The sequence below is a fragment of the Sphingomonas sp. dw_22 genome (assembly GCF_018449795.1).
Taxonomy (GTDB): domain Bacteria; phylum Pseudomonadota; class Alphaproteobacteria; order Sphingomonadales; family Sphingomonadaceae; genus Sphingomonas.
Map to the genome: position 1 here is coordinate 1 of NZ_JAAVVE010000045.1, position 25,223 is coordinate 25,223.

Below are 25,223 nucleotides of genomic sequence, written 5' to 3' on the forward strand. Positions count from 1 at the left end.
GCGCCCAGCACGGTCAGGTCGCCGGTGGCGATCGCGCCACCTGCCGTTCGCACTGCGAGCGCCTGATCGACGGTGACGTTGCCGAGGGTCACCGGTCCCGCCGCTGCCAGATCGGTGGGATCGCCGATGCTGCGCAGGCTGCGGCCGGTCACCGCGCCGAGCGCAAGCGACGGCGCGCTGCGGATCCAGATGTCCGAGCGGCCGCCGGCGGGACCGGCTTCCAACCCGCCGAGGAGCATGCTCGACGGCGCGAAGTCCACGACGCCTCCCGCGTCGAGCGTCAGCGACTCCGCGCCGCTGCCGTCGCTGTTCGACTGGAGGCGGAGGCCGCCAAGGCCGACAATGTCTCCGCTCGCGGTGACGGTGACGAGTCCGCCCGCCGATTGGGTGACCGCTCCGGATAAGTCGCCGAGCGTCACGCCGGCACCCGTGACGCTGTAGTTGCCGATGGCGGACACGGGGCTGGGCAGGGTGACGGCGCCGGTGGCATCGACGGTCACGTCGCCACCCGATTGCAGCGACAGTCCGGAGCGGCCGAGCATATCGCCACCCGCCGCGGTGACGGTGAGGAACCGGCCCGCCGATTGGAGGACCGGTCCTGCGAGATCCCCGAGCGTAACGCTCGATCCCGTGACGCTATAGTCGCGCACGGCCGATACGGGGCCTTGGAGGGTAACGGCGCCGCTCGCATCGACGATCACGTCGCTGTCCGAGTGGAGCGACAGGCCGGCAAGGCCGAGGATATCGCCGCCGGTTGCGGTCACGCTGAGAAGCCCACCGGCCGACTGCGTGATCGGGCCGCCGGAACCGAGCGTGACGCCGGTTCCCGTGACGCTGTAATTGCCTATGGCCGATACAGGACCGGGGAGCGTGACGGCGCCGGTAGCACCGATGGTCACGTCGCCACCCGATTGCAGCGACAGTCCGGAGCGGCCGAGGATGTCGCCGCCCGTCGCGGTGATGGTGAGGAGCCCGCCCGCCGACTGGGTGACTGCCCCGCCGCCTGCATCGCCCAGCGTGACGCTGGTCCCCGTGACGCCGTAGTTTCCGAGAGCCGATATGGGCCCCGCGAGCGTCACGGCACCCGTCGCGCCGACGGTTACGTCGAGATCCGAGTGGAGCGACAGGCCGGCAAGGCCGATGACATCGCCGCCGGTCGCGGTGACGGTCAGCAAGCCGCCTGCCGATTGGATGGCCGGGCCGCCGGAGCCGAGCGTGACGCCGGTTCCCGTGACATCGTAATTGCCCAGGGCAGACACGGCGCCGCGAAGCGTCACGGCGCTGTTCGCAGCGATGGTCACATCGCTGTCCGATTGCAGCGACAGGCCCGAGCGACCGAGAATGCCGCCGCTGGTCGCGGTGACGGTGACGACTCCCCCGGCCGACTGGGTGACCGCCGCACCGCCCGCATCGCCGAGCGTGATGCCGGTGCCGGTAACCTTGTAGTCGCCCACGGCCGATACGGGCCCCTGAAGCGTGACGGCGCCGCTCGCATCGACGATCACGTCGACGCCCGATTGCAGCGACAGGCCCGCATTGCCCAGGATGTCGCCGCTGGTCGCGGTGATGGTGAGGAGCCCGCTCGCCGACTGGGTAACCGCCGTGCCGCCGGGATCGCCGAGCGTGACGCTGGCGCCCGTGACGTCGTAATTGCCGAGAGCCGAGACGGGACCGGCGAGCGTCACGGCGCCCGTCGCGCCGACGGTCACGTCGAGATCCGAGTGGAGCGACAGGCCGGCGCGGCCCAGGATATCGCCACCCGTCGCGGTGAGGGTGAGAAGCCCGCCGGACGACTGAAGGATCGAGCTGCCACCGGGATCGCCAAGCGTGACGCTGGTTCCTGTCACGCTGTAGCTGCCCAGCGCCGATACGGGCCCTTGCAGTTCCACGGTGCCGGTAGCGCCGACGGTTACGTCGCCGTCCGAGTGCAGGGTCAGCCCCGCCAGGCCCATGACGTCGCCCGTCGCGGTGATGGTGAGCAGTCCACCTGCCGACTGGGTGAAGGGTCCGCCGGAACTGCCGAGTGTGATATTGGTGCCGGTGACGCTGTAATTGCCGCCGGCCGATACGGATCCCGGGAGCGTCACGGCGCCGGCCGCATTGACGGTCGTATCGCCGCCCGATTGCAGCGAGAGGCCCGAACGGCCGAGGACGTTGCCGCTGCCTGTGGTGATGGTGAGGACGCCGCCCGCCGCCTGGGTGACCGCGGCGCCGCCGGAATCGCCGAGCGTCACGCTGGCCCCGGAGACGCTGTAGTTCCGCGAGGCCGATATGTCGCCGTCCACCGTCGCCGCGCCGGCCGAAGCGATCGCCACATCGGCGAGGATCGCCGGGGTGCCGGCGGTGAGCGCGCCGGCGCGGAGCGTGCCGCTGGTCGTGACGAGATGGATATTGCCGTTGACGGCGGTCGCATCGTCCAGGTCGATCGAGCCGGCGGAAATGGAGAGCTGGTCGGCACCGAGCTGGGCAGCGCCCGAGCCGGCGCTGACGCTGCCGATCCGCGCGGCGCCTCCCGCAATGACCTGGATCGTCTGGCCGGCGCCTTCGGCGGTCAGGTCGGCCTTGCCCAGGGCGGGGCCGCCGACCGAACCCGTCAGCGCGTTCAGCACGATCGATCCCGCAGCCGATTCCGCCGAGGCGAGACGAATGTCGGTGGCCGCCGATATGTCGATCGCGCTCGCCGCCTTCACGGTACCGGCAGTCACCGCCCCCGCGGGCTGGGCGTCGAGGCGGATGGCGTCCGCCGTCGATTCGATGTTGCCCGTCGAGATCGAGCCCGCCGTGCTGGCGATCCGCAGCGACTGGTCCACCGTGACGTCGCCGGTGGCGATCGATCCGGTCGAGACGAGATCGGTCGCATTGCCGAAAGTGCGCAGGCTGCTGCCGGCGACATCGCCCAGCCGCAGCGTCGGCCCGCTGGTGATCTGCACGTCGGATCGCTGGGCGGCGGTGCCGGCGGCCAGGCCGCCCAGCAGCCGGCTGCCGGCCGCGAGATCGACCGCGCCGGCTACCGCGTCCAGGTACAGCGCCTCGCCGCCCGTGCCGTCCGAATTGGATTGCAGCGTGAGCGTGCCGAGCCCGGTGACGTCGCCGCTGTTCGCGCGGATCGTCACCGCGCCCCGCGCGGCCTGCGTCCCGCCGCCGAGCGCCACCGTGGTGCCGGTGACGCGATAGTCGCGGCCGGCGGTCACCGCGCCGGTCATGGTGACGGCGCCGGTAGCGCCGGTGGCGTTGACGATCACGTCGCTCAGCGTCGAGCCCGATCCGGCAGAGAGCGTGCCCGCGCGGATGGGGCCGGTCGCTTCCAGGTCGATATGGCCGTTGGCCGCGGTCGCGCTGAGCAGGTCGATGGCCTGGGCGGTCACCGCTATCTGGTTGGCGCCGAGATCGCCCGCGCCCGCGCCCGCGCTGAGCGCGCCGAGCTGGGCGGTGCCCGCGGAAACGGTGATCGTCTGGCCGGCGGTTGCAGCGGTGAGGTTGGTCCGGCCGTAATCGGGAAGGGGGCGGCCGTCGGTGGCGGGGGTGCCGAGTTCGGTGCCGGTGACGGCGCCGTTGGTTGCCGCGAGGTTGATCCCGCCGGTGGCGGAGATGGCGGAGGCCAGGCGGATATTGTCGCGCGCGACGAGCTCGATATCGCTCCCTGCGGTGATGCCGGTGCTGACGATGTCGCCCGTCTGCGCGTCGAGCCGGACGCCGCCGGTGCTGGAGGCGAGGTTGCCTGTCTGGATCGATCCGCCGGTGCTGGTGATGTCCAGCCCCAGCTCGGTGGTGACGTTGCCCAGGGTGACGGCGCCCGACGCGGTCAGATCGGCGAGGCCCGAATCGAGCAGCGCGCGCGCGGTGATCGCGCCCGCCGACAAAGTGGAGCCGCTGGTCAGCACCACGTCCGCGCGCTGGGTGGCGGTGCCGCCGGTCAGGCTGGTCGTCGGGGCGAAGTCGATCGCGCCGCCCGCGGTGATGCTCAGCGCCTCGGCGCCTGTCGAATCGGTGTTGGACTGGAGCGTCAGGCTGCCCCGGCCGCGCGCGGCGGCGCCGGCATTGATCCGGATCGCGCCGCCGGCCCGCTGGAGGGTCGTGATGCCGTTCGCGCCCAGCGTGATGTCCCTGGCATCGACCTGGTAGTCGCTGCCGGTGGTCACGTCACCCGCCACGGTCACGCTGCCCGCCGCCGCGTCGGTCGAGGAAAGGACGATGTTGCGCCCGGCGGACAGCGATCCCGCCAGATCGACCGTGCCGGCACCGGTCACGGTGATATCGGCGTTCGCCCCGTTCGCGGCGAGCGTGCCGGCCGAGCTGATGCCCGGCGTGTCGCCGGCGCTGTTGGTGATGGTGATGTCGCCGGTCGTAGCGGTCGCCAGCACGATCGATCCGCCCGTCGCCGTCGCGGTGATCTCGGCGCCGGAATCGACCTGGAGCAGCGCGGCGGTGACTGCCCCGTCCACGCCGCCGGCCAGCCGGATCGACTGGCCGGTCAGCCTGCCGTCCGCGCCCACGGACACGCCCGCGCCGGCCGCCAGCGTCGTGCCCCGGCTGACGATGATGCTCAGCGGGCTGTTGATGTCGGTGAAGGAAACGTCGGTGCCCGCCACCAGCGCGACTGCGCCGTTGCTGGAGGTGATCGTCTTGCCGACCGAGACTTGCTGGCCGACGACGACGATCGCGCCCGATGCGGAGATCGCGCCGGAGCCGGTCTGGAAGATGATCGGCGCGGTGGTGGCGCCGTTCAGCGTGTTGAGCGTGCCGGCCAGGAAGCTTGTCTCGTCCGCGCCGGTGAGCTGTGCGGTGCTCACTACCAGCCCGCCGCCGCTGAAGGAGCCGGTGGGGCCGAAGGTCACGCCCTGCGGATCGACGATCCAGACGGTGATGTCGCTCGGCGCGCTGATCGAGCCGTAGATGGCGGAGCCCGATCCTCCGGTCACGCGATTGAGCACCGAATAGCTGCCCGCCGCGCCGCTGTTGAGGAAGGTGAGCGCCTCGCTGGAGGAGGTCGGCGTGCCGAGATTGAAGCTGCTATAGGTGACGATGCGGTCGTCGCCGTTGATGTCGACCGACATCGTGCCGGCGGTCGTATTGCTGGTGATGGTCGCGCCGCCGGCATTGGCGACGTTCGGCAGCACCGCCTGCGCCCAGGCCGGTCCGGCGGCGGACATGCACATCGCCAGCGCGGTGCCGCACCACAGCTTGCGCCGGGCGAGGGAAGTGGAGGGGCGGCGGATTGCGACGGCGGCGAGCATCAGTGCCTCCCCCAGGGGAATGGAAAGAGCCGGGTGGTGAGCGATACCAGGAAGCGGTCGCGCGGCTTCTCCCGGTCGGTGAGCAGCGCGCGGTCGAGCGGATGGGCATAGAGAAGGTCGACCACCAGCCGCCCGGCGCTGAGCAGCCGCACCCCGCCGCCCACCGAGCGGAGCCGCCGGTCCTTCTCGGTGGCGCCCTGATCCAGATTCTCGATCTTCACCGTGTCGTAGAAGCCGGTGAGCTCGATATCGACCGGCAGGCCCAGCGGCAGGCGCAGGCGCGGCTCGATGCGGAAGGCATAGGCGCGGTCGCCGCCGTTCGATCCCGGATCATAGCCCCGGCCATAGGTGAAGTTGCCGAGCGAGAATTCCTCCAGGTTCAGCAGCGGATGGTTCGCCCATTGGCCGAACGCCTGGGTGCTCAGGGTGAAGCCGCGGAACGGGCGCAGGTCCACCGCCAGCTCGCCCCGGATCACCACCGCTTCCGGATCGCCCTCGAACCGGCTGGGGGGATAGCCGTCCTTGGCCACCCCGGTCTCGCTCGCGCCGAACAGGTCGAAACCCTTGCGCAGCTCCGCATAGCCGCCGAGCGTGGTGAGCGGCGTGCCGGCGGGCGTCAGGAAGGTCGCCTCCCCGTCGAGCCGGGTGAAGCCGACGCGCATCCGGTCGCGCGTGAAGGGGACGCTGCTGCCCGACTGATGGATCTGGGTGCGCTGGTCGAGCGCCTCGAAGCCGATCGTGGCGGTGAGCTGCTTGTCGACCCGGCGCACGATCTGCTGGCTCAGCTCCACCCCGACGATGGCCGAGCGCGAACGCAGGTCGAGATTGGGGATGTCCGGCCGCGACAGCGCCAGGCTGCCCCGGATCGCGGCGCGCAGCCCGGCGCTGTTCAGCGCGAAATCATGGCCGGCCTGGGCGACATGGATCTCGTTCCAGTCGGTCGAATTGGAATAGGCGAAATAGGTTCGGTCTGCGAGGCCGGTCAGCCCATAGGCTTCGGCGCGGATCGAGGCGATCGCCGGCCCGAGCTGGCGCGATCCGAAATTCTGGACGTTCGCGAGCACCTGGAGCCGCCGGGTCTCGACCGAGAGCTCGCCGATCACGTCGCCCGCGGCGGAGCCCGATCCGGCGGCGCGCAGCGCGAGGCGGACGTCCACGCCGGGAATGTCGCCGGTCTGCAGCAGGATGCGCTCGGCCTCCTTGCGGTTGAGCGGATCGATCTGGCGGATGGCGTCGATGCGCGATTCGATGATGCGCCGGAACGGCCCCAGCTCGCCCAGGATCCGCACTTCCACGATATGCGCGGTGACGATCGTCAGCTTGAGATCGCCCGAGGCAATCTCCTGCGACGGGATCTGCGCGAGCGCGACATAGCCCGCATCGTTGAGCAGTTCGTTCACCTGGTCGCGAATCGAACAGACCACCGCGATCGGCTGCTCGCCCGCCGGGCCGGTGGAGATTTTGGCCAATAGGCGCTGCAGCTCAGGCGCGATCGGCCCGCCGGCGGAATTCTGGAAGGAGACCGAGGTCAGCGTGACGCGCAGCGGCGAGGATTCGAGCGCGCAGGGCGGCGGCGGGATCGCGCCGCGCGTATCGATGCGCACGCGCGTCCGCGAGGCTTCCTCGGGCGCGGTCGACGGCTCCACCTGGTCGCGGCGCGGCACCGCCTGCTCGACTTGATTCGCCGGCGGGGGCGGCGGAGTCTGCTGCGCAAATGCCTGATCGCCGATCAGAATGCCGGACAGAAACAGGGCGGTCCGCCCGAACCTTTCACGCATCGCACGCCCCTCTGACAGCGTTAAGCCGCAGTCATGCCTGAATATTATGCGTTTCTTGGACCCCGCTTATGGGTGAGCGAAAGTTACCCGCGAGTCAACCAAGTCCGATCTTCGATGCGCACGAAACCAGACTTCTGTTTCTTTTCGGGGACTGTGGCGCCTGCTCCGGCGTCAGCGCTTTCCCGCGAGCAGCGCGCGCACGCCTTCGAGCACCCAGCCATAGAGAAGATGCGATGCCACGCCATAGGCCTGGGTGGCGAGCGGGGCCTCGTCGGGCGCCGGGCCCAGGTCGGCGGCGGGGATGACGGCCTCGTCCAGCAGCGCCGCGGTGGCGATGCCATAGGTGGTGCCGAAGCCCGAGCGTGCCTCCGGGCGATATTCGGCGAGCACGCCATAGATGCCGCCCAGCACGCCGCCGACGATATAATGCACCGCCTTGCCCGCCTGCTCGCGATAGGGCTCGGGCACCGGATCGCCGGTCACGGCTTCGGATACGGCATCGGCAGCCTGCACCGTGGCGGGATCCTCGTCGTCGCCCTCTTCGGGAAGCAGCTTCGCCGCCTGATCCTGGAACACCGCCATCGCGGCCGAGGCGACCAGCCCCGCGGCGATACCGGCGAACAGGCCGAGAAACGGGCGGGGATTCCTGGCCATAAGCTGCTCCGTCACGAGAAGGTCCGGATGCCAGAGCCCCGCGCGGCGCCCGCGTCAATACGGGATGCGCGCGGCCTTGAGATTGTGCTTGGCGAGGAACGCCAGGACGCTGTCATTGCCCGCCAGATGGCCCGCGCCGACCGCGACGAAGACGGTGCCCGGCTTGGCCATGCGCTGGTCGATCCAGTCCGCCCAGCGCGCGTTGCGATCGGTGAGCAGCAGCTTGGCGACTTCGGGGGTTTCGCGCAGCGCCTCGTTCATCGTCTTGCCCAGCGCATCGGGATCGCCGGCCGACCAGCTCGTCACCATCTTGCCCAGCTCGTCGCCCATCGTCGGATATTCGTCGATCGTCGAGACCAGGAACTTGACCTGGAGCGCATCGGGCATCGCGGCGAAATAGCCGATCTGCTGCTCGGGCGTCTCCAGCCCGACAAGCTGCTTGCCGGCGGCCCTGGCGGCGGCGGTGATGCCCGCTTCGGCGCCGCTTGCCGGATCATAGCCGAGCTTCTTGAGCGGCAGCACGCTGAGCGCGATCGCCGCATACCAGGGATGGAAGGGATCGAGCATCGCGGGGGACATGCCCGATTCGGCCAGCGCCTTGGCATAGGGTTCGCGCTTGTCGGCGGGCAGCTGCTCGGTGATCGTCGGGCCGCCGGGGTTGAGCGCGGTGCGCGCCACCAGCGTGCCCATGGTCGCCTGATCGGGCTGGATCATCTCCAGCACCACCTCGTCGCTCTTGTCGAACGCCGCCTTCACTGCCTCGTCGAACCAGCTCAGCCCCGGCTTCAGCACGTGGATGGTGCCGAACAGGTAGATGGTCGTGTCGTCGTCCTTCACCACCCACAAGGCCGGATCGGCATCCTGCACGGCGACGGGGGGCGCTGCGGGCGTGGCGGTCTGGGCAAGGGCCGCGGGGGCGAGCAGCAGCGCCAGCGCGGCGGCAGTGGCGTGGCGGAAGATCTTGGTCATGCGAAACTCCAGCGGGTTCACGCCCTTGTGCGGCCTGCCCGGTTACCGGGCGGTTGCGATCACGCCTTCAGCCGTTCGGCGTGCCAGGCGACATGATCGGCCAGGAAGGTCGAGACGAAATAATAGCTATGGTCATAGCCCGGCTGGATGCGCTGGGTAAGCGCGATCCCGGCGTCGCGGCATGCCGCCTCCAGCGATTCGGGCTTGAGCTGCTCGGTCAGGAACGGATCGGCCGATCCGGTATCGACCAGCAGCTCGGGGACGCGCGCGCCGTCTTCGATCAGAGCGACCGCGTCATGGGTGCGCCAGGCCGCCCGATCCTCGCCCAGATAGCCGGCCAGCGCCTTCTCGCCCCAGGGCACCTGGCTCGGCGCCACGATCGGAGAAAAGGCGGAGACGCTGCGGAAGCGGTCGCGATTGCGCAGCGCCACGGTCAGCGCGCCATGCCCGCCCATCGAATGGCCGGTGATGCCCTGGCGGCCCATGTCGGCGGGGAATTCGGCGCCGATCAGCGCCGGCAATTCGCTTTCGATATAGGTGCGCATCCGGAAATGCGTCGTCCAGGGCGCCTCGGTCGCGTCGAGATAGAAGCCCGCGCCCTGGCCGAAATCATAGGCCGGGTCGTCCGGCACGCCTTCGCCGCGCGGGGACGTGTCGGGCGCCACCAGGATCACGCCATGCTCGGCGCAGGCGGCGCGATACTCGCCCTTCTCGGTGACATTGGCATGGGTGCAGGTGAGGCCCGAGAGGAACCAGAGCACCGGCAGCTTCGCCCCCTCCCCATGCGGCGGGACATAGACCGAGAAGGTCATGTCGGTACCGGTCGCGGCGGAGGCGTGGCGATATACGCCCTGGACGCCGCCATGGGACTTGTTGGTGGAAAGCGTCTCCATTGCCGGTCCTTTCAGCGGAATACGATCGTGCGGATGCCGTTCAGGAACACGCGCCGCGCGCCCACCCAGCGCACCGCGCGCGCCAGCACCTGCGCCTCGATGTCGCGGCCGATGCGGATCATCTCGTCCACCGAGGCGCGGTGATCGATCCGCTCGACCGCCTGCTCGATGATCGGCCCTTCGTCGAGGTCGCTCGTCACGAAATGGGCGGTCGCGCCGATCAGCTTCACCCCGCGCGCATGGGCGCGGTGATAGGGCCGCGCGCCCTTGAAGCCGGGCAGGAAGCTGTGATGGATGTTGATGCAGCGCCCCGCCAGCCGATCTGCAAGCTCGGGCGAAAGGATCTGCATGTAGCGCGCGAGGACGAGATAATCGGCCTCCAGCGCCTCGAACCGTTCAAGGATCGCGACCTCGCGCGCTTCGGCCTCAGGGGGCAGCAGCGTGAAGGGCAGGCCGTGCCATTCGGTCAGGTCGCGCAGCACCTCATGGTTCGAGACGACGCCGACGATCTCCACGCCCAGCGATCCGGTCTTCCAGCGATGCAGCAGGTCGTTGAGGCAATGCGATCCGGTGGAGACCGCCACCAGCACGCGCGGCTGCTCGGCGGCATCGGTCAGGGCCCAGTCGAACCCCATGCTCCCGGCCAGCGGCGCGAACTCGGCGCGCAGCATGTCGGTATCCAGCGGCGCCCCCGCCGCCTTGAACTCGACCCGCATGAAGAAGCGGCCGGTCTCCAGATCGGCATATTGCTGGCTGTCGAGGATGAAGCCGTCGCGCGCCGCCAGGAACCCGCTCACCGCCGCGACGATGCCGGGCCGATCGTCGCAGTCGAGCGTCAGGATCCAGATGGGCGGGTTCATGGCGCGGTGGCGGGCGTCAGCAGGCACAGCTTGTTGCCCGCGGGATCGCGCAGATAGGCGAGGTAGAGCCGCCGCCCGTCGCCCAGCTCGCGCAGGCCCGGCGGATTCTCGCAGGTCGTGCCGCCATGGGCGACGCCGATCGCATGCCCGGCCTCCACGGCTTCATATGAAGGCGCAAGGAAGCCGACCGTCCCGCCATTGGCATGCGAGGCCGAGCCGCCGTCGATCGGCCGCGTCACCATGAAGCGGCCGCCTTTGTGCGTGTAGATCAGGCGGCCCTTGGCATCGATCGCGCCCGGCGGAATGCCCAGCGCGCCCAGCGTCGCATCGTAAAAGGCCCGCGACGCGTCGAGATCGTCCGCGCCCAGCATCACATGGCTGAACATTCCCCGCCCCTTCGCTCAGTAGACGACGACGCTGCGGATGCTTTCGCCGGCATGCATCAGGTCGAAGCCCCTGTTGATCTCCTCCAGGCTGAGGACGTGGGTAATCATCGGGTCGATCTCGATCTTGCCGTTCATGTACCAGTCGACGATCTTGGGCACGTCGGTCCGGCCCTTGGCGCCGCCGAACGCGCTGCCCTTCCACACGCGGCCGGTGACGAGCTGGAAGGGGCGGGTGCTGATCTCCTTGCCCGCTTCGGCCACGCCGATGATGATGCTCTCGCCCCAGCCGCGATGGCACGCCTCCAGCGCGGTGCGCATCACCTGGGTATTGCCGGTGCAGTCGAACGTATAGTCGGCGCCGCCATCGGTGAGCGCGACGAGATGCTGGACGAGATCGCCCTCCACCTTCGCGGGGTTCACGAAATCGGTCATGCCGAAGCGGCGGCCCCATTCCTCCTTGGAATCGTTGAGGTCGACGCCGATGATCTTGTCGGCGCCGACCATCTTCGCGCCCTGGATCACATTCAGGCCGATGCCGCCCAGGCCGAAGACGATGACGTTGCTGCCCGGCGTGACCTTGGCGGTCTTGACCACCGCGCCGACGCCGGTGGTGACGCCGCAGCCGATATAGCAGGAGGACTGGAAGGGCGCGTCCTCGCGGATCTTCGCCACCGCGATCTCGGGCAGCACGGTGAAGTTCGAGAAGGTCGAGCAGCCCATATAGTGATAGATCGGCTGGCCCTTGTAGGAGAAGCGCGTGGTGCCGTCGGGCATCAGCCCCTTGCCCTGGGTCGCGCGGATCGCGGTGCACAGGTTCGTCTTGCCCGAGAGGCACGACTTACACTGGCGGCATTCGGGCGTGTAGAGCGGGATCACATGGTCGCCGGGCTTCACCGAAGTCACGCCCGCGCCCACTTCGCGGACGATGCCGGCGCCTTCATGCCCCAGGATCGAGGGGAACAGCCCCTCGCTGTCGAGGCCGTCGAGCGTATAGGCGTCGGTATGGCAGATGCCGGTCGCCATGATCTCGACCAGCACTTCGCCGGCCTTGGGGCCTTCGAGGTCGAGCTCGACGATCTCCAGCGGCTTCTTCGCTTCGAACGCGACGGCGGCTCTGGTCTTCATGGCGACTCCCTCTCAATCGGCTGCGCGGGCCTGATCCGCGAAAGGGCCGTCGCTTGCAAGAGGGCGCGCCGCTCGGGCGCCGGCAAACCGGCACCCGCTCGAACCGGCCGCCTATTCCTGCGGGAAGTCGGCGCTGACGGTCAGATCCTTCCACGGCTCGATATTCTCGCGCATCGCGTCGAGGTGCGACGAGGCGAGCTGATAGGCGCCCGATCCCAGCAGCAGGCGCAGCGGCGGCCGGTCGGCGTCGACGGCCCGGACGATCGCCGCGGCGCTCGCCACCTAGCCCGGTGCCCGCCATAGGACCGGGCTTCTTTTTGCGCCTTGCCGGAAGATCAATCGGAACCGTCGAATTAGCCGAAGGCGAGGCTTGGATCGCGCTGTGTCGCAAACTTCCACGCGGTGACTGCTATGCTCGCTGTCAGAACAAGGGTTGCCGCCGAAACCACGGCCCCTGCAATAGCCAATAGCGCAGCCTCGCCCACGTTCGACGCCGACGACATATTCGGAACAAGTTTGTTAACGCTGCTCGCCGCAAAAAATACCAACACTAGCGACCAACGATAACCGCGTGTTGCTTTGACAACGCGCGCAGGATTAACGAACACTCTGGATAAACCTTGAGCAATCGGCCACGCGGGCAAGAATGCAATCACAAGAACGCCGAAAATGAGAACTGCTAGTGCAAATGTTAGAAGCACGTTCGCATTCTCGCGCGAAGCGTAAACCAACATAGCCAAACCGGAGAAGATCGGAACGAAGGTTGCAATAGTCATGCCGGTAAATCTGAGAAAACCACCGGACGAAAAAGGCTTGTCTATCATAGCCATGGTCGTCGCGTATCCAGCCACCAGCCATACGCAGATGACGAAGGCGAACGCAGCATAATCAATATCGGTTGGGGTCGGCCCTAAACTCCAATGGGCTAGATCGGCTGCGGCGGACAAAGCGCCCGCTGTCGCCGCATATATAAGCCCGCGCTTGGGGACCGATCCGAATTCGCCCATCGTGCGCGTGAAGAAGTCCTGAAAGGTCGCCCCGCTTGCCATTTCGCCAACCTGAACGACGTGCAGCCACGTCGCAATAAAAGGATGAGCCGAAACCGTCCAATCGTCCTTTGCTGGTCCTTTCTCGCGCGCCCTACCGATGACCTACCGGCGATCCCCCGGAGGGGTTCGTTAAACCGTTGATTTTCAAGGGAGAAAATGGTGCTGCCGGTGAGGATTGAACTCACGACCTCAGCCTTACCAACGAGCCTGACCGGCTTCGATCGACCACTACCGATTACGATGAAACAGGATTTGTGTCAACAAATCAGTGTTATTACACGCCGCAGCGCGACTGAGCACGCTCCAGAAGGGTAGCGTCAAGCCTACATATCGCGTATAAAGAAGGGGATTTTGGGAATATGTAAGCAAGAGATGCGGCATGCGGAAGCTGACCAAAACCACCGTGGACGCGATCGCCGTCCCGAAAAATGGGCAGGTATTTCTGTGGGATAGTGAGGTTCGCAACTTCGGCGTGCGGGTCAGCCAAGGCGGTGCGAAGGCGTTCGTCGTCCAATATCGAAATGCCGAGGGGCGTTCCCGGCGCATGACGATCGGCCGGGTTGGCATTCTCACGGTCGATGAGGCTCGCAAGCTGGCGAGGATGCACTTGGGTCGCGTCGCTTGGGGCGAGGATCCGGCGGCCGACAAGCGAGGCAGACGCGAGGCGCCCTCCGTGGCAGACGTCTGCGATTGGTATCTCGAGGAAGCCGAGTCCGGACGGCTGCTGGGCCGACGCAATCGACCGATCAAGGACTCGACCCTCTACATGGACCGCTCCAGGATCGAGCGGCACATCAAGCCCCTCTTGGGCTCGCGGAAAGTCGCATCGCTCAACACAGCCGACATTTCGAGGATGCAGGCCGATATCGCGGCGGGCAAGACGGCAGTATCGCGCCGAAGTGGGCGCGGTCGCTTCTCGGCCGGCGGGGCGGGGGCCGCAGCACGAACGGTCAGCACGCTCCAGGCCATTTTCGCACATGCCAAGCGCCTCAACGTTATCGAAGACAACCCCGCGGTCGGGGTTCGCCGACTGGCCGGCAATCGTCGAGAGCGTCGGCTTAGCGCACAAGAGCTCGCGCAGTTCGGCGAGGCGATGCGGGAGTTGGTGGAGTTCGGTGAAGCCCGCAAAGGCCTCGATCTAGTGCGCTTGATCGCCGTAACGGGATTCAGGCTGAACGAAGCCCAAGGCATCCGCAGGCCCTGGGTCGATCAGCAAAATGCCGTCATCACATTGCCCGACACCAAGAGCGACGGTCAGCGCCGGCCTGTCGGCCGCGAGGCGATCCGGATTATCGCGGCACAGCCTGGATACCCTGATAGCGACTATGTCTTTCCGGCCGAGCTGAGTCGCAACTTCTATCGGCAGGGCCCGGATGTCATTCTCCGGATCGTCAAGAGAGCCCGCCTGGAGAATGTCACGGCGCATACGCTTCGCCACACGTTCGGCAGCGTGGCAGGCGATCTGGGTTTCTCAGAGCTGACCATCGCCGCCATGCTGGGGCATGGAAAGCGTGGGGTAACCCAGGGCTATATCCACATCGACGAAGCTTTGCGGCTCGCGATCGAATGCACCTCTCGCAAGATCGCCGAGCTGCTCGACGGCGTTAGCACCACGGTCGCCCCCTTTGCGACGCTGAAGGAGGCGTTCGAGTATCTCGAAGTGGAGCCGGGCTAGGATCCAAGCGTGCGATCAGGCCGCCTCCCAGACACGGTTCAGGATTTGCGCAGCCAGTGCCGCCTTGTCCTGGGGCAGGAAGCGCCCATAATGCTTGGCGACGATATCCGGTGTGTCCTGAATGGCGTAGCGCGCTTGCTCGTATGACCCGGTCTGCTTGAGAATATGCGTTGCCAGGACATCCCGCACATTGTGCGGTCCGTGGGGAAGCAGACCTTCGATGGCGCCGCGTTCGGTATAGGGATTATAGACACCGTACCGCTGCGTGATCAGCCGCCACGCCTCGTAGAAAGTGCATTGGTTGTATGACGCGTCCCTGCTCGTTTTCTTGACGGTTTTGACGAAGAAGGTGCCGGGATCGGGAGATCCGTTGAGGAGGATGCTCCGATGTTTTCGCACATAAGCATCGATATGCTCGTAGAGCCCGCCCAGATTCGGCAGCATCAAGCGAAACGGCTTGTTGCCGAAGAAGGACGAACCCGAGTTTTTGAAAGCGACGGCGGGGATAAGGACTTCCCACCCCTTCTCGCGCTCGTTCCAGCGCAGCTCGCCGCGCTTTTGCGCTTCCAACTGCCGTTCGGTCGCCGGCAGCTTGCCGCGAGGGCATAACAGCAATTGGCGCAGGTTCTTCTGGCGAATGCCCAGATGAAGACCGAGGCGCAAAATCAGGAAGGAGCGTACGGCCTCCGCGGCTGCACGTGGATAGCGGCGCGAATCCGGCATCAACCGCAAAATCTCCTCGGTGATACGGCGATATTCACCGACCGGGCTATCCGCTTCCAGCACGGGCATGATCGGCTCGAAGGGATCGCGGTGGACCCGGGCCACCCTCTGAATTTCCTTCGAACGCGCGATCCCGTGCTGGTGGAAGGTGTCGCAGGCGCCATCCCAATCCGCGAGCGCGGCATCGATGTCGGCACACGAGAGCAGGCCCGGGATGGGGCGCAAGCGCCGACCGAGCTGAGGGCTTTGGCGTAGCCAACCGGTTCCGTTGCGCGTCAGCGCCAGGCCCAGCTGGAGCATGTTCACTTCCCACACGGTGTAGAAGCCGCGCTTGCGCTCTCGCCATTGGATGTACCAGTCCCACACCGCGGGAAACACCAGCAATGCCATGCCGAGATTGGTGAGCGGCACACCTTTGCCCGCAACCGGCCCTTTGGGCGCCGCGGCCAAAGCGCCGAACAACAGGCCCAGATGCTCGATCTTCTGCAACGCCGTTTGCTCGTTCCACACGCCGTGCCGCTGGAATCCGAGGTCGGTGAGCGTCGATGTCTTGAAGCGGATGAGATGGGCGACCTCGTTCGCCAGCGCGCGGGGCGCGTCCACGGCGGTGGCCTTGAGCTCCAGCTCGACATCGTCGAGCTGCTCGTCTTCGATGTCCGGATCCAGCGAAGTTCTGCGCTTCCTGCCCGTCAGTTCGGGAAAGCGGATCGCATAGCGATGCTTCATCGCTTCGACTTGGAAGCGGCGATAGTCGGTCGCACCGGAGATGATGACGGTCCTGACCCATTCGAGGATCGTTTCCCGCTCGGCGGCGGGGCGATCGTCGAAATCGTCGGGCAAGTGCCAGGCGAGCCGCCGCCGTTCGGCCGGCTCGATCCCATACAACTTCGTATGTCCGGTGGCGGCTCGGCTGGCATGGGGCAGCTTGGCTTTGAAGTAACGCGACGGCAGACGATAGCGCCACTCGATCCGCGCCAGCATTTCCATGCTGGCGACCGCGCGCGGTGCCTTTTTGCCCGACATCCATTGCACGATCGTCTTGCGATCGAAGCGATCCTCGGGGCGGACGATGGCGCGATGGAGATGCCATGCGCTATCGTCATGCCGCTCCATGTGAAGCGTCAGCGCTTCGTGGAATGTGTCCGGCTCGACCCAGACCTTCGATTTCGGCATCGGGAAATCGACGATGGGGCGTGGTGCCATGCCGCGCTTTTTCGGCGAAGCGTCGACATTGGTGGCAGGCGTAACCGATATTGGGTTCGGCGCAGTACGCCGACGCGGAGGCTTCGAGATCATGAAATAGAGCAGGTCCTGCAATCATTTTTGCCGGATCGAATCCGGACGCACTCTGTACCGCGATCAGATCGTTACGGAAGCGGAATCAGTGAACGAGACCATAACTGGTGAACGCCTGCCGGCTGTCCCTAGGCAATTATAGTGCGAAGTCCGCTCGAAAAGCGGAGTTGCCAATATGGTTTCCGCGCAGCGGCAGGATCGCTGATCTGCTCCATCTCGAGGAATCGGTTTTACGGGAACTTGATCTTTGGAAACTTCATGATACATAAAGTAGCGATAACGGAAAGCGATGTTTCCAATGCCTACGCCGCATCACCCCTCGATCGCTGTCCGCCGGGCGCTTAGAAAGCTCGGCCAGGACATCCATGACGCCCGTCGCCGTCGGGGGCTTCCGGCGGAGGTGGTAGCCGAGCGCGCCTTTACCACGCGGCCGACTCTGCGCCGGATCGAACAGGGCGATCATAGCGTGGGCATGGGCATTTACGCCGCTGTGCTTCAGGCCCTCGGATTGCTCGACGGTCTGGAGCAGGTCGCCGATCCATCCAACGATACCGTGGGCCTGGCCCTGTCGTCCGAAGCGCTGCCGGAGCGTGTCCGGCTGCGCCGGCGGAAGGCGACGAACGATGCCGGATGACATCGAGGTCCATATCGATCTGGCCGGCGAGGTTCAACGCGTCGGAACGCTTTATGCCCCGCGCCGCGGCGCTCGTGCGCCCGTTACCTTCGAATATCACGACGCCTGGCTCGACGATCCGAACAAATTCTCGCTGGAGCCCGCCCTGCAGCTCGATCGGGGCGCATTCGCACCCAATGCCGGACTATTCGGATCGATCGGCGATTCGGCTCCCGATACCTGGGGTCGCCGCCTCATGCAGCGGGCAGAGCGCCGCCGCGCTGAGCGCGAAGGAAGGGCGGTCCGAACCCTGGGCGAGCTCGACTATCTGCTCGGCGTCTCCGATGTGGCTCGTCTCGGTGCATTGCGATTCAGGCGGATCGGCGAAGAGGCATTCCAGGCGCAAACCGACACGGGCGTACCTGGGCTGATCGAACTCGGGCGCTTGCTTGCGGTGACCGAACGCATTCTGCGTGACGAGGAAACCGATGAGGATCTGCTGCTGATCTTCGCGCCAGGATCCTCGCTCGGCGGCGCCCGTCCAAAAGCTTCCGTCGTGGACCAGCATGGCAACTTGGCCATCGCCAAGTTCGCCAAGGAGACGGACGACTATCGCATCGAGCTCTGGGAGGCGGTCGCGATCCAGCTCGCCCAATCGGCTGGCGTCACGGTCGCGCCGACCGAGTTGATCGAAGTCGCCGGAACACCCGTCCTGTTATCGCGGCGGTTCGATCGCGACGGCGAACGGCGAATACCCTTCTTGTCGGCGCTTTCGATGATGGGCCTCAAGGACGGGGACCATGGCAGCTACCCCGAGCTGGTCGATACGCTCACCCGATATGGCGCCCGCGCAAACGGCGATGCGGCCGAGCTTTATCGCCGGATGGTGCTCAATATTCTCATCTCGAACGTCGATGATCATCTGCGTAATCACGGATTCCTGTGGGTGGACAAGGCCGGTTGGACGCTGTCGCCGGTCTATGATCTCAATCCCGTCCCGACCGACGTGAAGCCCCGGATTCTGACGACCAACATTGATCTCGATGAAGCCACCTGCGATATCGACCTGGCACTATCGGTTGCCGGATATTTCGGGCTCTCCGCAAAGGAGGCAAAGACGATCGTCGGCGAGGTCGGACAGGCCGTTTCCAAATGGCGGGACGTCGCCAGGGCGAATGGAGCGAAAGCATCCGAGATCGAACGGATGGCAAGTGCATTCGAGCATGACGATTTGGCCAGGGCGCAGCGCTAATGAGGCAGATTATGCTTGTCGGGCTTTGCGGGCCTGCTCCATGATCGATGCGCGATAATTGGCCTTCACGCCCTTGACCATCTCCGCAACCAAGGGATTGTTCCTGTACGGAGCCACCTTCTGGTCGACAGCTCGCTCCATCGTGCGGACTGCAGCGTTTACGTTCGTCGGATCGGACGGGTCGAACCGAACTTCCGCTATCCGGCCATTCAACCCCTGCATGGCGCGGCTGGCGTCCTTCAGATCCTTCTGAAGCTTGTCGAGACCTGTAATTTTGAGCATCACAACCTCACTTTGCCCAGTGTCCGAGCACCCATTCCCACTGCCTGCGACCATAATCGTAGCGCCAGTGAGCCCTGACCCAACGGTTCTTCCCCAAGGGTCGGAGCGTTTTCATATTCTGCATCCGGTCCAGTGGCTTCAAAGGCCGCAAGGGCTTAATTGTTGAAATCTTGCGCATTGCTATTCCCATAAAAAAGAGGGCCGCACCTTTGGGTGCGGCCCTGATATTCAGCCTTCCGGGGGATAGGGGTCATTCCCGTAGGACCAGGCCTCGCGAAACCGCGCGTCTCGTCCTTGGATCCGCAGCTCTGCACCCTGATTGCGAGCGATTTCCCGCCCGCGCTCGATCGCTTGAGCCTGGGTGTCGAATGCACTGGTCAGGCGAGAATTGCCTTCACCGCGAACGCCCCAGCCGTCCCCATTTCGAACAACATACTGATTTTTGCCGCTCATGATATTACCTCCAACATGATGGATGGGGGGCTCGCCGGGCTGCTTTCACTTGACTCGCGCAGCCAGACGTGATTCCCCGTCTCTTAAGTAAGGCAGTATCAATCTTGAGACGACTTGTCTTACATATGAGACGGTAAAGCGATCCTCGCGCTGAGTCAAGCGCGTGCGCTCCACGGGAGAATCTATGGCGCTTCCGATCGAAGATCTGGGCAGGCTAATCACAAAAAAACGTGGAAGTCAGGGTATCCGAGCCGCCGCCGCCGAGGCTGGCGTAAGTTCGGCGACCCTCTCGCGCGTAGAGAATGGAAACGTACCGGACCTCGCAACTTTCGCTAAAATCTGCCGCTGGTTGGAAGTCGATCCCGCCATTTTCTTAGGCGTGGAAAGCGCCGATCGACAGGAAGAAAGGCCAGCGGTCGTGCATTTCCGGAAAAAGAAGACGGTCTCCAAAGAAACGGCATTGTCCTTGGCAGAACTCATTCTCGCTGCCCAAAGAGCAAAGAATGCACGCTTGGAGCTGATGCGGCGATAGATGCGCCGGGGCTTCAAAGCTGACGCCGAGCGGCGTGCGGAGGCTGCGCGCACCGACTTAGGACTCGATCCATTGGCGAAGCTCGACCCTTGGGTTTACGCTGCGAAGCTCGGAGTGCTGGTCTTCGACGTTAATGATCTTGATCTCGATCCGGCGCATGTCTCTCAACTTCTTGTGCACGATCCAGATAGTTGGTCCGGCATGACTCTCGACGAGGACGGTGTTCGGCTGATCGTCCTCAACAACGCGCAGAGCAAGCGCCGGCAATGCTCGACCCTGATGCATGAACTGTCTCATCTGATTCTAGAGCATGTGCCAGCGTCGGTGAACGTATCGCCGAGCGGCCTCACGCTCCTTTCGGACTATTCCGACGAGCAGGAGGAAGAGGCCGATTGGCTCGGCGCCGCCCTGCTGCTGCCTCAGGCGGCCCTGCTTCACCACAGAAGCACAGGTTCATCGATGCAGGAAATCGCAAGGCATTTCGGTGTCAGCGACGATCTATGCAGCTGGCGATGTCGAATGACTGGCGTGGAAAAGCGGTTGGCCTTTCGCGCCCGAGCATAGAATTGTTGGCACCGGGTCCAACTCGGCCCGCCACACTGTATCGGATCGATGGTGATCGTTTCGAACTCGCAGCCCAACAACTCTGAATAGCCTTTCAGTGTTTGAAGCAATGTTCGCGATGCCAACTCAGAAAGTGCGGATGAGGGCGTTCGACCATGCGCTTTGGCGCGAGAGCGCGGCCGCTCTTATTGATCATGGCTCGTATCCCATCTGGATCATTGGCCTGGCGAGAGACCAATATCTGAAGGTCGTCATTCAGGCTGATTAGGCCTCGATCGAACATCCAGTGGGCCGTTCCCGATAGCGATATCCCATTGCTGACAATGTCAGGCCCGTTCGCCTCAACCGACCGAATGTGCGCCGCTTCCACCTCGGCTCGGCCGCCTCCGTTGATGAGCTTCAAGCCCGTAATTGCACAGCGAGAATCATAGGCACGTAAGACGATTTTGCGGAATATTCGATCCCGCACGACACGGGATCCAAGGACAGTGACCCGCTCCCGCTGGACTTCATAATGGAACGGTAGCTTTTCCTCTCGTACCGAAGAAATTGGCGCATCACCAATGCGAGGTAATATGCCGTCGTCTACGGCAAGCCCGAGGGCGATAATCCGATTGAAGTCGATAGCGGAGATTGGGCGCACAGCTGATTGCGCGCGCCCGGAAATGCGACCCGTCTCGTTGAGGACTCCGGTTTCAATAACACCGTCAGGTCCACTGAACGGGACTGGATTGGCGAAATCCAAATAGCTCCCTGGCTCAATCAGAGCCAGAAACATGCCGGCCGCGGTCGGATCTGGGATGATCTGCTGCAGTTTGGCAACCGCATAATAGCCGCGTGTCTCCGCGACCTTCCGCGGCTCGTAGTATATGATCCAGTCGTCAATGCAGGCCTCGGCCCTGCTCAGATATTGGCTCGGAAATTGATAACGTTCGGCTGGGCTATCGTCATAGATCGAGTCTACCCGATGAATGAAGACGCCAAATGCCATTACGAACGATAGCCGGGATATTTCGCATGTGTCCATCTGTCAGGTTCGGCCAATTTTGGGGTCGACAGCGGACGGGCAGCTTTCAGGCGCGATCAAGCAGGCAGTAAACTGATACAGGCGCAGGTCACGCCTATCGCCCTGCTGAGCCTCACGGCTGCCACTCGGTCATCTGCAGGACGTTTCCGCCCAGCTTCTGGAAGGCGCGTTGGCGGCAGGAGAATACTATGATCTGCTGATCGCGCGCCTGTCGGTGGAGCGCGTCGAACATTCGCTCGATACGGTCGTCGTCAGAATAGACCAGCGCATCGTCGAGGATCACCGGCGCGGGGCGGCCGTCGCGCGCGAGCAGGCGGGCGAACGCCAGCCGCGTGAGCACCGACAGCTGCTCGCGCATGCCGCCGCTTAGGCGATCGACATCCTCCTCCTGGCCGCCGCGCAGGATCGTGTGCGGGAGCAAGGTGCGATCGTCGAAGGTGATCGCGACATCGTCGAACAGCAGGCCCAGCAGCGGGCGCAGTTCGTTCATCACGGGGGTGAGGTAGAGGTCGCGCGCGTCGGATCGCGCGGTATCGAGCGCGCGGGTCAGCCGCGCCAGCACTGCCACCTCCCGCTCGAACGCCGCCACCCGCGTCTCTGCAGCGGCCAGCGCTTCGCCTGTTTCGCGCCACGCCTCTTCGACCGCCTCGTCCGAGCGCGCGGTGATGCGCGCGCTCAGCCCGGCGAGCGTTTCGCGCAATTGCTGGATCTCGGTCTCGGCGGCCTGCTCGACCGAACGGGTCCGACGCAGCGCCGCATCGACCGCGTCGAAATCCAGCGCGGCGGCACGCTGCGCATCAACCTCGCCCTGCGCCTCGGCGAGCGCGGCGTCGCGTTCTGCGAAGCGCGCTGCCAGTTCCTGCCCGCGCGCCTCACGATCTTCTGCCGGGCCAAGGATCGCGGCGATCTGCTGGTCGCGCGTCTGGAGTTTCGCAAGCGCGGTTTCAGCGGCGACGAAGGTGGCGTCAGCGTGTTCGCGTGCCGGCTCGGCCGCGCGAACGGTCTGGACCAGATCGCGGCGGCGCTGCTCGGCGGCGTCGCGGGCGGCGCGCGTTTCATCAGGATCGGCCTTGAACTCGATAGGCTCCGGATCGATCGCCGCGAGCGCTGCCACCGCCTCGCGCAGTACGTCGAGCCCGTTGGGGGCGAGCACAACCAATTGCGCGCGCGCCTCGTTCGCTTGCGCCTCTATCCCCTGCGCGCGCACCTGCTGCGCCCGCGCGCTCGCAAGGTCGGCGACACCCATCGCGGCGAGCAACGTGCGGCGTCGCGCCTCAACTGCCTCGAGCCGCCCGTCATCCTGCCCTGCGGCGTTCGAGCGCAGCGTGATCGTACCGATGCCCGGCGCGACGAGTTCGGCCTGGCCGTCATAGCCGCGCTCCTCGCCCTCGCTGAGCGCTGCGCCGCCCATCGTCACGCGCGCCGCCGCGCCGCCCTCATAGGCGACTGAGACCGAAGGACGCGCCGCCTCCAGTACCGCCCGGATCCGCGCGAGATCGACGTCGAGCCCAGCGAGTTCGTCGACTGCTCCCATCGGCAGCCGGACCTGTACGAGTTGCGTCTCGCACATCTCGATCGTAGCGCGTACCGCTTCGGCGTGCTTGAGCCGTTCCTCATGCTCGGTGCGACGCTCGGCCGCTTCATGCGCTTTGGTCGCGGCGTCGAGGCGTTCGAGCAGTTCGCGCGCGGCCTGCGCCTCCGCTTCGGCCGCATCGATCTCGGTCTGCGCCTTGCCGATCGCGGCGATCGCGGCGTGGCGACGCTCGACAGCGTCATCGCGCCGGCGTGCCGCCTCGCCGCTTTCGTCTGCGACCTGGCGCGCATCGGCGAGCGCTTCGGTGAACTGGTGGTGTTCGCGCTCGGCGGTGTCGCGGCGCTCGCGCGCGAGCCCGAGCTCGGCTTCCGCCGCCTTCAGCCGATCTGCCTGCGCCCGCGCGGTTTCGAACTTCGCCTCGGCGGCTGTGATGGCTTCGCGCCGGGCCGCGCGGGCATCCGCGTCCTCCAATTCGGCAAGCCGGTGCTGCGCCTTCCCGCGCCGATCGAGCTCTTCGCGTAGCGCCGTCACTTCGCCCGCCAGCCGCTGCTCGGTTGCCGCCAGCGCATCACGCGCCTCGATCGCCGCGGCGTACCGGCCGCCGGCTTTGGGGCGCCCGGTCGCGGTGACGAGCGCGGCATTCTCTTCCATGACGGCGGCTGTGATCTCGGCCATGCGGCGACCACCGGTCACCGCCTCGACCTCGCCCTGCACCGATTCGAGCAGGCTGCTGCGCACCTGCCGCTCGCTCTCTTCTTCCTTTGAGGTGCGCCGTTCGATGCCGGTGATGCCCTGCCGCACCCAGAGCAGCCCGGCCGGCCCGCCCGCGCCGCCGTTGATCAGGCCGGCGATGAAATTCTCCGCCTCGTCGGCCTGCGCAAGCAACCGGCCGGAGGCGAGATCGGTCACTTTCGCGAAGCGGCCGCCATAGAATTGCTTAGTGATCCGGTAGCGCGCGTCGCCGACCGCAATGTCCGCCTCGATTAGCGGGTTGCCGCCGCTATAGGGGCGCAGGTTGCGCACGTCGCCTGCGGTGCTCGCGTGCGACTGGAAGAACAGCCCGTGCAGCGCCTCGAAGCTGGTCGACTTGCCGAATTCGTTGGCGGCGCACAGCACGTTGACGCCGTCGCCGATGCCCTCGATCGCGATGCCGCGCCCGGCGAAGCGCTTGACATTGTGAAGTCGGAGCGCCGCGAGTTTCATCGTGACACCGCCTGCGCATAGCCGTAGAGGCGCGCGAGCGCGGCGGCGGCGGTCGCGCGGGCGTCGGCCGAACGGCTCGCATCCTCGCTTTCGGCAAGCAGCGCGTCGGCCGCCTCCCGGAGCGCACCGGCGCGATCGATCCGGTCGAGATCGCCAGCTTCGCATTCGGTCGCGAGCGCGGTCTCATCGAGATCGAGCCAGGCGAAATCGGGAGCAGCGCGCGCCATCTCGACACCGAGCGTGGTGCGCGCGGCGAGACTGGCCCGGCCGCTCGCTGCCACCTTGGCGAGCGTCTGCCGGCGAGCACGCGGCTCGGGCAGCAGCGCGGTGAGCGCGGGGCCGGGATCGTCACCGGCGAGCAGGTGCAGGTCGAGCGTTCGCCACGCAAAGCTCGCGGTCGCCAGCGGCGTCACCTGCGGGACAGCGCCGGCCGCGGCGATCTCGACGAGCAAGGCGACGCCCGAGCGGTCGTGCTTGAAGCGATCCTGTTCGGGCGTGCCGCTGTAATGCGTTCGGGAATCGACCTCGAGCGCGCCGTGCCAGTCGCCCAGCGCCAGATAGTCGAGCCCCGCGCGACGTGTGCGATCGGGCGCGATCACTTCGGAGGCCGCGGCGTCTTCCGAAAAGGTCTGGATCGCGCCGTGTGCGAGGCCGATGCGGATAGCGCCCTCGGCGGTGACCGCATCGTCCATCCATGCGCTGAGGTCGCGGCCCGGGCGGCGCGTCGTGCAGGGTGCGGGCAGCAGGACGGCGCCTGCACCGAGATCGATCGGCGCCGGCTCGGTCGCCAGCGCTACATTGGCCGGCGCATCGGCGGCGAGCTGGGCCCAGAGTTCGGTCGCCTGCAGCGAATCGTGATTGCCCGGCAGGATCACCCAGCGGATCGGCGCGTGATGCGCCATTTCGGTGAGCGCCTGGCGCCGCACGTCGGTGGCCGGAGTCTCGGTGTCGAATGTGTCGCCCGCGAGCAGGATCGTGTCCGCGCCATGCGCACGCGCATGCTCGGCAAGGCGGCCGATCACCGCATGCCGCGCCTCGCGCAATCGGCCGGGCAGATCGCCGGAGAAGTTGCCGAACCGCTTACCAAGATGCAGGTCGCTTGTGTGGAGGAAGCGTGCCAT

General features: G+C 66.0%; 21 protein-coding genes. 5 read left to right on the forward strand and 16 right to left on the reverse strand.

Annotated features, from left to right (window positions below):
• The 10 genes from HB724_RS16630 to HB724_RS16675 all read right to left on the reverse strand — a co-directional run.
• Nucleotides 1-5,234, reverse strand: a 5,234-nt coding sequence (locus HB724_RS16630; protein ID WP_213982070.1) for a filamentous hemagglutinin N-terminal domain-containing protein, incomplete at its 3' end; no start/stop codon positions are given.
• Nucleotides 5,234-7,012 carry a ShlB/FhaC/HecB family hemolysin secretion/activation protein gene (locus HB724_RS16635; RefSeq protein WP_213982071.1) on the reverse strand — a complete coding sequence of 593 codons (1,779 nt, stop codon included), beginning with the start codon at nt 7,010-7,012 and terminating at the stop codon, nt 5,234-5,236. The genes HB724_RS16630 and HB724_RS16635, both read right to left, overlap by 1 nt.
• A gap of 171 nt (nt 7,013-7,183) precedes the next feature.
• Entirely contained in the window at nt 7,184-7,666 is a 483-nt protein-coding gene (locus HB724_RS16640) for a DUF1440 domain-containing protein (RefSeq protein ID WP_213982072.1), read from the reverse strand.
• Nucleotides 7,667-7,720: 54 nt separating this feature from the next.
• Complete coding sequence (locus HB724_RS16645) at nt 7,721-8,635, reverse strand: TraB/GumN family protein (protein WP_213982073.1); 915 nt, start codon at nt 8,633-8,635, stop codon at nt 7,721-7,723.
• A 59-nt stretch (nt 8,636-8,694) separates the two neighbouring features.
• Nucleotides 8,695-9,528 carry an S-formylglutathione hydrolase gene (fghA, locus tag HB724_RS16650; RefSeq protein ID WP_213982074.1) on the reverse strand — a complete coding sequence of 278 codons (834 nt, stop codon included), beginning with the start codon at nt 9,526-9,528 and terminating at the stop codon, nt 8,695-8,697.
• Nucleotides 9,529-9,539: 11 nt separating this feature from the next.
• A complete protein-coding gene (gene purU, locus HB724_RS16655; protein ID WP_213982075.1) occupies nt 9,540-10,388 on the reverse strand; it encodes a formyltetrahydrofolate deformylase in 849 nt (282 codons plus the stop codon).
• On the reverse strand, nt 10,385-10,774 hold the full coding sequence (locus HB724_RS16660; protein ID WP_213982076.1) for a VOC family protein: 390 nt from the start codon (nt 10,772-10,774) through the stop codon (nt 10,385-10,387). The genes purU and HB724_RS16660 overlap by 4 nt, the downstream gene beginning before the upstream one ends.
• Nucleotides 10,775-10,789: 15 nt before the next feature.
• Nucleotides 10,790-11,899, reverse strand: coding sequence for an S-(hydroxymethyl)glutathione dehydrogenase/class III alcohol dehydrogenase (locus HB724_RS16665; RefSeq protein ID WP_213982077.1), 1,110 nt, complete (start codon nt 11,897-11,899; stop codon nt 10,790-10,792).
• Nucleotides 11,900-12,010: 111 nt separating this feature from the next.
• Nucleotides 12,011-12,181, reverse strand: a complete 171-nt coding sequence (locus tag HB724_RS16670; protein ID WP_213982078.1) for a hypothetical protein — start codon at nt 12,179-12,181, stop codon at nt 12,011-12,013.
• Between the two features lie 71 nt (nt 12,182-12,252).
• Entirely contained in the window at nt 12,253-12,948 is a 696-nt protein-coding gene (locus tag HB724_RS16675) for a hypothetical protein (protein WP_213982079.1), read from the reverse strand.
• 379 nt (nt 12,949-13,327) lie between these two features.
• On the opposite strand from HB724_RS16675, the gene HB724_RS16680 reads away from it, so the two are divergent.
• A complete protein-coding gene (locus HB724_RS16680) occupies nt 13,328-14,623 on the forward strand; it encodes an integrase arm-type DNA-binding domain-containing protein (protein ID WP_213982080.1) in 1,296 nt (431 codons plus the stop codon).
• A gap of 15 nt (nt 14,624-14,638) precedes the next feature.
• Here the strand turns inward: HB724_RS16680 and HB724_RS16685 are convergent, their stop codons facing one another.
• Complete coding sequence (locus HB724_RS16685; protein ID WP_256731579.1) at nt 14,639-16,663, reverse strand: hypothetical protein; 2,025 nt, start codon at nt 16,661-16,663, stop codon at nt 14,639-14,641.
• Between the two features lie 277 nt (nt 16,664-16,940).
• Between HB724_RS16685 and HB724_RS16690 the strand changes: the two genes are divergently transcribed.
• Nucleotides 16,941-17,276, forward strand: coding sequence for a helix-turn-helix domain-containing protein (locus tag HB724_RS16690; protein WP_213982081.1), 336 nt, complete (start codon nt 16,941-16,943; stop codon nt 17,274-17,276).
• Complete coding sequence (locus HB724_RS16695) at nt 17,266-18,507, forward strand: type II toxin-antitoxin system HipA family toxin (protein ID WP_213982082.1); 1,242 nt, start codon at nt 17,266-17,268, stop codon at nt 18,505-18,507. Before HB724_RS16690 ends, HB724_RS16695 begins: the two co-directional genes overlap by 11 nt.
• A 9-nt stretch (nt 18,508-18,516) precedes the next feature.
• Here HB724_RS16695 and HB724_RS16700 read toward each other — a convergent pair whose 3' ends face one another.
• Both HB724_RS16700 and HB724_RS16705 read right to left on the reverse strand, forming a co-directional pair.
• Nucleotides 18,517-18,789, reverse strand: coding sequence for a hypothetical protein (locus HB724_RS16700; RefSeq protein WP_213982083.1), 273 nt, complete (start codon nt 18,787-18,789; stop codon nt 18,517-18,519).
• A gap of 228 nt (nt 18,790-19,017) precedes the next feature.
• Entirely contained in the window at nt 19,018-19,242 is a 225-nt protein-coding gene (locus HB724_RS16705; protein ID WP_213982084.1) for a DUF2188 domain-containing protein, read from the reverse strand.
• A gap of 184 nt (nt 19,243-19,426) precedes the next feature.
• Here HB724_RS16705 and HB724_RS16710 point away from each other — a divergent pair, with 184 nt between their 5' ends.
• Nucleotides 19,427-19,774, forward strand: coding sequence for a helix-turn-helix transcriptional regulator (locus HB724_RS16710; protein ID WP_213982085.1), 348 nt, complete (start codon nt 19,427-19,429; stop codon nt 19,772-19,774).
• Nucleotides 19,775-20,338 (forward strand): ImmA/IrrE family metallo-endopeptidase, encoded by a 564-nt coding sequence (locus tag HB724_RS16715; protein WP_256731580.1) that lies wholly within the window; start codon nt 19,775-19,777, stop codon nt 20,336-20,338. It abuts the gene before it with no gap.
• 94 nt (nt 20,339-20,432) lie between these two features.
• Here the strand turns inward: HB724_RS16715 and HB724_RS16720 are convergent, their stop codons facing one another.
• The 3 genes from HB724_RS16720 to HB724_RS16730 all read right to left on the reverse strand — a co-directional run bounded on the left by HB724_RS16720 (nt 20,433) and on the right by HB724_RS16730 (nt 25,223).
• Nucleotides 20,433-21,329 carry an HNH endonuclease gene (locus tag HB724_RS16720; RefSeq protein ID WP_213982086.1) on the reverse strand — a complete coding sequence of 299 codons (897 nt, stop codon included), beginning with the start codon at nt 21,327-21,329 and terminating at the stop codon, nt 20,433-20,435.
• A gap of 148 nt (nt 21,330-21,477) precedes the next feature.
• Nucleotides 21,478-24,102 carry an AAA family ATPase gene (locus tag HB724_RS16725; protein ID WP_213982087.1) on the reverse strand — a complete coding sequence of 875 codons (2,625 nt, stop codon included), beginning with the start codon at nt 24,100-24,102 and terminating at the stop codon, nt 21,478-21,480.
• Nucleotides 24,099-25,223: a DNA repair exonuclease gene (locus HB724_RS16730; protein ID WP_213982088.1), complete on the reverse strand. Its 1,125-nt coding sequence runs from the start codon at nt 25,221-25,223 to the stop codon at nt 24,099-24,101. The genes HB724_RS16725 and HB724_RS16730 overlap by 4 nt, the downstream gene beginning before the upstream one ends.